The organism is Streptomyces sp. YIM 98790 (genome assembly GCF_011421595.1).
Lineage (GTDB): Bacteria > Actinomycetota > Actinomycetes > Streptomycetales > Streptomycetaceae > Streptomyces.
In genome coordinates this window covers 1-7,639 of sequence record NZ_WTLH01000244.1, presented here as the reverse complement: position 1 = coordinate 7,639, position 7,639 = coordinate 1, and the positions used below count along the sequence as shown (strand labels likewise).

Annotated in this window: 6 protein-coding genes, 1 rRNA gene and 1 pseudogene; 3 read left to right on the top strand and 5 right to left on the bottom strand. The window is 75.0% G+C overall.

What is annotated here, in order from left to right:
* Positions 1–32 precede the first annotated feature (32 nt).
* Both rrf and GQS09_RS25655 read left to right on the top strand, forming a co-directional pair.
* Positions 33–150 (top strand): 5S ribosomal RNA (rrf, locus tag GQS09_RS25660).
* Positions 151–177: 27 nt separating this feature from the next.
* A complete protein-coding gene (locus tag GQS09_RS25655; RefSeq protein WP_399552604.1) occupies positions 178–783 on the top strand; it encodes a GNAT family N-acetyltransferase in 606 nt (201 codons plus the stop codon).
* A 40-nt stretch (positions 784–823) separates the two neighbouring features.
* Here the strand turns inward: GQS09_RS25655 and GQS09_RS25650 are convergent, their stop codons facing one another.
* From GQS09_RS25650 to GQS09_RS25630, 5 genes are read right to left on the bottom strand one after another with little or no spacing between them, the layout of a single operon-like run.
* Positions 824–2,134, bottom strand: coding sequence for a DUF58 domain-containing protein (locus GQS09_RS25650; protein ID WP_165989931.1), 1,311 nt, complete (start codon positions 2,132–2,134; stop codon positions 824–826).
* Positions 2,135–2,161: 27 nt separating this feature from the next.
* Positions 2,162–3,169, bottom strand: coding sequence for a MoxR family ATPase (locus GQS09_RS25645; protein WP_165989930.1), 1,008 nt, complete (start codon positions 3,167–3,169; stop codon positions 2,162–2,164).
* On the bottom strand, positions 3,166–4,515 hold the full coding sequence (locus tag GQS09_RS25640) for a DUF4350 domain-containing protein (protein WP_313896332.1): 1,350 nt from the start codon (positions 4,513–4,515) through the stop codon (positions 3,166–3,168). Before GQS09_RS25640 ends, GQS09_RS25645 begins: the two co-directional genes overlap by 4 nt.
* Positions 4,512–5,246 (bottom strand): DUF4129 domain-containing protein, encoded by a 735-nt coding sequence (locus tag GQS09_RS30495; RefSeq protein ID WP_165989929.1) that lies wholly within the window; start codon positions 5,244–5,246, stop codon positions 4,512–4,514. Before GQS09_RS30495 ends, GQS09_RS25640 begins: the two co-directional genes overlap by 4 nt.
* Before the next feature lie 4 nt (positions 5,247–5,250).
* Positions 5,251–6,474 (bottom strand): hypothetical protein, encoded by a 1,224-nt coding sequence (locus GQS09_RS25630; RefSeq protein ID WP_165989928.1) that lies wholly within the window; start codon positions 6,472–6,474, stop codon positions 5,251–5,253.
* Between the two features lie 334 nt (positions 6,475–6,808).
* On the opposite strand from GQS09_RS25630, the pseudogene mtrA reads away from it, so the two are divergent.
* Positions 6,809–7,497, top strand: a pseudogene (mtrA, locus tag GQS09_RS25625) (two-component system response regulator MtrA).
* Positions 7,498–7,639: the final 142 nt, after the last annotated feature.

Sequence of the window (7,639 nt, the reverse complement as noted above, 5' to 3'; positions counted from 1 at the left end):
GTGCGTGTGTGTGGTGGTGTGGTTCATAGTGTTTCGGTGGTCATAGCGTGAGGGGAACGCCCGGTTTACATTCCGAACCCGGAAGCTAAGCCTTGCAGCGCCGATGGTACTGCACGGGGGACCGTGTGGGAGAGTAGGACGCCGCCGAACAAAACATGAGAAGAGGCCCCGTCGGGAATGAGAATTCCTGACGGGGCCTCTTGCTGTTTCCGTGAGGTCGGGCAGGATGTCGTCATGTCATCACCGTCCCAGTCCGAGGTTCTCTGGCCGCCGGATTTCCGGCTTGTGGGAAACGGCATTCACCTGCGGCAGTGGGCTGATGAGGACCTCCCCGGCATGGTGGAACTCTTCGACGATCCCGATGTGGCCCGGTGGACGCCGCTGGCCTCGCCCTTCGACCTGGACGCCGCCCGGGCCTATGTGGTGAAGGCACGGGCGCTGCGGGCCGGCGGGCAGGGAGTGAATCTGGCGGTCACCGTGGACGGCGGCGAGGCGCTCGGCGGGGTGGTGATGTTCCGGAATCCCGAGGACGGAAACGCGATCGAGCTGGGGTATGTGATCGGGCCCCGGCACCGCCGGCGCGGACTGGCGGTGCGGGCGCTGAGGCTGCTGGCCGGGCACGCCCGGGCGGTGGGATTCGAGCGGATCGAGCTGCGCATAGAGCCCGGGAATCTGCCCAGCACGGCCGTGGCGCGGGCCGCCGGGTTCGTCCTGACCGAGGAGCGCGAGGAGCGGGAGTTCAAGGGGGCGCAGACGGTGCTGGAGACCTGGGTGCTGCCTTAGACCGCGGGAGAGCCGGTGCCGGAGGGCCGGGGGACTCGTGTCAGAGGCGGCCGGCGCTTTTGAGGGCGAGGTAGGCGTCGGCGACGGCCGGCGGAAGCTCCTCGGGCGGGGCCTCGACGACGGTGACGCCCATCCTCCGGATGCGCTCGATGGCACGGCGGCGTTCCGCCTCGTGCGTGGCGGCGGCCGCGGCCTCGTAGACGCCGGGCACGGTGCCCCGGGTGCGGGCCATCTCGCGGATGCGGGGGTCGCCCACGGCGGCCAGCAGCACGGTGTGGCGGCGCGTCAGGCGCGGCAGCATGGGCAGCAGTCCGCTCTCCACGGGACCCGTGTCCAGGCCGGTGAAGAGGACCAGCAGGGAGCGGTGCGGGGCGGAGTCCAGGGCGGCACTCGCCAGTCCGCGGGTGTCGGTCTCGATCAGGGCGGGTTCCAGCGTGGAGAGCGACTGGACCACCGCGGGCAGCACGTCCTTGCCGGTCCGTCCCCGTACGGTGGCGCGGATCCGGCGGTCGTAGGCCATCAGGTCGACCCGGTCACCGGCGTGCGAGGCGAGAGCGGTCAGCAGCAGGGCCGCGTCCATGGCGGCGTCCAGCCGCGGCACGTCGCCGACCCGGCCGGCCGAGGTGCGCCCGGTGTCCAGGATCAGCAGCAGGTGCCGGTCGCGCTCCGGACGCCAGGTGCGCACGGCCACGGTGGACTGGCGGGCAGTGGCCCGCCAGTCGATGGAGCGGACGTCGTCGCCGGGGACGTAGTCGCGCAGGGAGTCGAATTCGGTGCCCTCGCCGCGGAGGAGGACGGTGGTCCGGCCGTCGAGCTCGCGGAGCCGGGCGAGCTTGGCGGGCAGGTGCTTGCGGCTGGTGAAGGGCGGCAGCACGCGGACCGTCCAGGGCACGGCGTGCGAGCCCTGGCGGGCGGCGAGGCCGAGCGGGCCGTAGGAGCGGACGGTGATCCGCAGGGCGGTGCGGTCCCCTCGCCGGGTGGGGCGCAGCACGGTGGTCAGGCGGCGGCGCTCTCCGGCCGGGACGGTGACCCGGTGCCGGGAGGCGTCCCAGGCCGCCTCGCGCGGCCAGGCGCTGGGCGGCCAGGCGTCCCGGACGTCGGCCCGCAGGGCACGCCGGGAGGGGTTGGCCAGGGTGAGGGTGACGGCGGCCTCTTCGTGCAGTCGGACGGAGGTGGCGCCGGAGCGGGACAGGGCCAGCGAGCGGACCGGGGCGGCGGCGGCCACGTCGGCCAGGACCGCGGCCAGCAGCGGCAGGCCGACGGCGGCGATGCCGTGCCAGCCGGGCAGCAGCAGGCCGACGACCAGGGTGCCCAGGGCGGCGATGAGGGCGGTGCGTCCGGTGAGTGCCATGGCGGTGTCCGCGGGTGCCGGGGCGGGTCAGCGGGGGACCGGGACCTGGGCGAGCAGGCCGTTGATCACATGGTCGGCGGTGTGGCCCTCCATCTCGGCCTCGGGGCGCAGCCGCACCCGGTGCCGCAGGGTGGGCAGGGCGAGCGCCTTGACGTCGTCGGGGGTGACGTAGTCGCGGCCGGTGAGCCAGGCCCAGGCGCGGGAGGTGCTGAGCAGGGCGGTGGCGCCGCGCGGGGAGACGCCGAGGGCGAGGGAGGGCGATTCCCGGGTGGCGCGGCACAGGTCGACGATGTAGCCGGTGACCTCGGGGGAGATGCCGACCCGGGCGACGGCCCGGCGGGCGGTGGCCAGGTCGGCGGGGCCGGCCACCGCGCGCAGGCCGGCGGCGGCCAGGTCGCGCGGGTCGAAGCCGGCGGCGTGCCGGGTGAGGACGTCGATCTCCTGGTCGCGACCGGGCACGGAGAGGATCAGCTTGAGGAGGAAGCGGTCGAGCTGCGCCTCGGGCAGGGGGTAGGTGCCCTCGTACTCGATGGGGTTCTGGGTGGCCGCGACGAGGAAGGGCTCGGGCAGCGGGCGGGGCTTGCCGTCCACCGACACCTGGCGTTCCTCCATGGCCTCCAGCAGGGAGGCCTGGGTCTTGGGCGGGGTGCGGTTGATCTCGTCGGCGAGCAGCAGGTTGGTGAAGACGGGGCCGGCCTGGAAGGAGAACTCGGCGGTGCGCGCGTCGTAGACGAGTGAGCCGGTGACGTCGCTGGGCATCAGGTCGGGGGTGAACTGGACGCGCTTGGTGTCCACGTCCAGGGCGGTGGCCAGGGCGCGGACCAGCAGGGTCTTGGCGACGCCGGGGACGCCTTCGAGCAGCACATGACCGCGGCAGAGCAGGGCGATGACCAGGCCGGTGACGGCGGCGTCCTGGCCGACGACGGCCTTGCCGATCTCGCTGCGCAGGGTCTCCAGGGCGGTGTGCGAGTGGCCGGCTCGTCCGGTGTCGTCGCCCGTGCGGTCGGCGTGGTCGGCGGTGAAGTCGGTGCTCACGGGTGTCCTCGTGGGTGTTCGGGGGCGGTCGGCCCGGCGGTGGCGGCCGGACCGAGGCGGCGTTCCAGGGCGTCCAGGTCGTCGGCGAGGCGGACCAGCGCGGGGTCGTCGGCCGGGGCGGGGCCGTGCAGCAGGTCGTGGATCGCGGCCGGGGAGTCGCCGGTGCGGGCGGCGACCGCGGCGGGCAGGGCGGCGGCGTCCCGGCGGTCGGCGGTGGTCAGGCCGAGCAGCGGGGCGATGCGGTGGCGGGTGGCGTCGCGCAGCGCCTCGGCGGCCCGGTCGCGGGCGCCCGCCCGGTGGTAGAGCCGGGCGCGGCCCTCGGTGGTCTCGGCGGCGCGGATCACCACGGGCAGGGGTTCGGTGACGGCCGGGCCCAGGCGGCGCATCCGCCACAGGGCGGCGAGGACGGCGGCGACGGCCAGTTGCAGGGCGGCCCAGCGCCAGCCGGCGGGGAGCAGGCCGAGCAGGCCGTCGCCCTGGGCGAAGGGCAGGTCCTCGCGTTCGCCTTCCGGGCCGGTGGGGACGTCGTCCGGTGAGGGCAGGTACCAGACCAGGTGCGGGCGGCTGCCGAGGAGCTGCAGGGCCAGGGAGGCGTTGCCGAGGTCGTCCAGGTGCTGGTTCTGGAGCGGGTCGGAGGCTCCGAGCAGCACGGTCTCGTCGTCGGGGCCGCCCTCCTCGGGGGCGGTGCCGCCGGTGAGGGTGAGCAGGGTCGGCAGGCCGTCGGCGCGGTAGCAGCCGCTGAGCCGGTCCACGGACGCGGCGGTGCCCGGTCCGGTGCGGTAGGTCCAGCCGCCGAGGCGGGCGCTGCCGGCCCGGAGGGCGGCCTGGTCGGTGCAGCCGGGCTCGCGCTCCGCGGGATCGGCGTAGCCGCCGATCGTCACCCCGGGCGCGAAGCGGTCCAGGGCGGGCGGGGTGGGGGTGAGCAGGACGGTGCGCACGCCGCTGCCGGCCGCCGCCCCGTAGAGGGTGTCCCACTGGGATGCGGCGAGGAGCTCGGGTGCGGCGACCAGCAGGGTGGTGTCCGGGCCGACGGATGCGGCGGCCTCGGCGGTGGTGGTGACCACGGTGGTGTCGACGCCGCGCTCGGCGAGGAGCCGGGCCACGGCGCGGGTGCCGGCCGGGGTGGGGGAGCGGGGGTCGAGGCGTCCGCCGTCGCCGCTGCGCAGCAGGCCCAGCACCAGTCCGGCGAGCACGAGGACGGCCAGGCCGAGCAGCGGTCCGCGGGCGCGGCGGAACAGTTCGGCGGCCGAGGGCGAGACCGAGGTGCCGGCGGGGGGCGTTCCGCCGGCCGGGGTCCGGGCGTCGGTGCCGGTGCCGGTGCGGGCGGTGGCGGGCGGGGCGGTCACCGTGGTGCTCCGCCGGCCGGTGCCCCGGTGTCGTGCGGTGCGGCCCAGGTGCCGGCCGCGGCGGTGCCGGCGCCGGTCTGCCGCGGCCGGGTGCGGCGCTGCTCCTCGTCCAGGCGGTGCAGCCGGTCGTGGTCCTGCGGGCCGGCCGGGACGCCGCCGTAGGTGACGTCGTCGAAGGTGCGGGCGGCGGCGCGCAGCGGTGCGCCCAGGGCGGGGAGGGCGCGGGCGGCCTCGTCGGCGGCCTCGTCGGCGGTGCGGCCGGGGCGGGGTTCGAGCAGGGCGCGTTCCTCCTGGGAGCGGACGATGGCGCGCATGCGTTCCTGTACGGCTTCGTTCCAGCGGCCGGCCTCGGCGTGGGCGTCGGCGGCGGCGCGGTGCTGGGCGGCGCTGCGCGGCGGGCCGGAGAGCAGGCCGGGGCGGGCGGTGGAGGCGGCGGACTTCAGCGCGCCGAGGCGCTTGCGCAGGGCGAACAGCAGAGCCAGCACGACGAGGCCGAGCAGCAGCAGGCCCAGCCAGCCGCCGGGGGTGGAGAGGGCGCCGGTCAGCACCGGGTCGAGCAGGTTGTCGTAGACCCAGTCGCTGATCCGGCGCAGCAGGCCGGGACGGTGCTCGGCGTAGACGTCGTCGGACAGCTCGTCCCGGGCGGCCTCGCGGGCGGCGTCCCGGTCGATGACCACCGGGGGCTCGTCGCCGTCGGTGGTGGGTGCGGCGCGGATGACGCGCTCCGCCATCCGTTCACCCCTGCGGTGGTGCGGCCGGGCCTGCCGGGCCTGCCGGACCGGCGGGGCCTTCGACGCCGGCGGCGTGGGCCAGTTCCAGGTCCAGGGCCTCGCGGCGGATCCGCTGGTCCATGTAGAGCAGGGCGGTGACGCCGGCGCTGATCGGCAGGGTGACCGTGGAGGAGAGCACCCCGCCGATCCCGGTGATGGCCAGGTAGGTCCAGCTCAGTTCGAGCGAGCCGGTGAGGAAATCGCCCTCGTCGCCGCTGATCAGCCGGGCGACGAGGTCGATCGGCAGCTCGATCATGCCGGAGACGAAAAACACCAGGATGAAGGTGAGCAGCTGGATGCCGAACACCCGCCACCAGGAGCCGGTGACCAGCTTCCAGGAGCGGCGCATGGCGTGGAACACACCCTGGCGCTCCAGCATCAGCGCGGGCGCGGCGAGCGAGAACTGCACCAGGATCCACAGCATCAGCACCACCGAGCCCAGCCCGGCGAGCACCACGAGGGCGGGCAGGCCCGTGGCGGAGGCCAGCAGCAGCGGGACGGCCACGATCGCGATGCCGATCAGCGGCAGCAGCAGGACCAGGCCGAGCAGACGCAGGATCTGGTCGCGGGAGTCGGCCCAGGCGTCGCCCACGGTGACGCCGCGGCCCAGCACCGCGCGGCTGACCACCATGGTGAGCATGGCGGTCGCCAGCACCGTGCCGAGGACGGTGACCACCCCGGTGAGGGAGGTGAAGGCGAACAGGTCGGCGAAGGCCGCGCGCAGCTCCTCGGCGGTCGGTTCGGTGTTCTCCGTCAGCACCGCGAAGTCGGACTCCTGGCCGAGGAAGATGCGCATCGCGGGCAGCGTGACGACCTGGACCACGACCGAGATGGCCAGGGCGATGGCGAGCACGGGGCGCCAGTGGGCGCGCGCGGTGGAGACCGCGCCGTCCAGGATCTCGCCCACGCCCAGCGGGCGGAGCGGAATGACGCCGGGCTTGGGCGCGGCGGGCGGGCCCCAGCCGGGCGCTCCCCAGCCGGACTGCGGCGGTGGCGCGCCGTTGCCGGTGCCGCCGCCCGTGGTCCCGGGGCCGCTGGGGGTGCCGGGGCTGCCCCAGCCGGAGGGGGGCGGGTTCTGGCTCCAGCCCTGCGGGGGCGTCTTGTCCAGCCGGGGCCCGTCGGCGGACCCCTGCTGCTTCGGGTCTTCCTCCGGCTGAGGAGACCCGGGCGAGGTCCAGCGGTCGCTCATCGTCGCTCCTTGTATGGGATCCTGCCGCCCATCGTGCCATGGGTCACGCGCCTTGTACCCGGCGGAGGCCGATTGGTGATCAGGCCCATCTGCGGGCCAAAGGCCCTGCACGGCGGCCCGCCGGGGGCCTAGGCTGCCATGGTGGCGTGGCACCGGGCGGTGCCGCGGGTGGAGCGGCCGTGCCGGCCCGGCCGCCGGGCCCCGGCCGGAGGACGGTTCTGCCGGAGGTTCTGCCGCAGCTCAGGGCGTGTCCTGCGGGGGCCGGGCACGCCGTCCTCGTGACCCGGATCACTGCCGGTCACATGTTCGGAAGAGGCAATGGGATGATGAAGGCATGAAGGGACGCGTTCTGGTCGTCGATGACGACACCGCTCTGGCCGAGATGCTGGGCATCGTGCTGCGCGGCGAGGGCTTCGAGCCGTCGTTCGTCGCGGACGGTGACAAGGCGCTGGCCGCGTTCCGGGAGATCAAGCCCGATCTCGTGCTGCTCGATCTGATGCTGCCCGGCCGGGACGGCATCGAGGTGTGCCGGCTGATCCGCGCCGAGTCGGGCGTGCCGATCGTGATGCTGACCGCCAAGAGCGACACCGTGNCGACACCGTGGACGTGGTGGTCGGCCTGGAGTCCGGCGCGGACGACTACATCGTCAAGCCGTTCAAGCCCAAGGAACTGATCGCCCGCATCCGGGCGCGGCTGCGGCGGTCCGAGGAGCCCGCGCCGGAGCAGCTGGCCATCGGCGACCTGGTGATCGACGTGGCCGGGCACTCCGTGAAGCGGGGCAGCCAGACCATCCAGCTCACCCCCCTGGAGTTCGACCTGCTGGTGGCGCTGGCGCGCAAGCCGTGGCAGGTGTTCACCCGGGAGGTGCTGCTGGAGCAGGTGTGGGGCTACCGGCACGCGGCCGACACCCGCCTGGTCAATGTGCATGTGCAGCGCCTGCGCTCCAAGATCGAGCGGGACCCGGAGCACCCGGAGATCGTGGTGACCGTGCGCGGCGTGGGATACAAGGCGGGTTCGAGCTGAGGTGACGGAGTCGTCGGTGGCGCCGGGGGCGGCCGGGGCGCCGGAACCGGCGGGGGACACCGGTCCGCGGGGCGCGAGCGGTGCCTCCGCGGTCGCCGGAGCCGCGGCAGTGACGGCCGCCGGGGCGTCCGCGGCCGCGGGC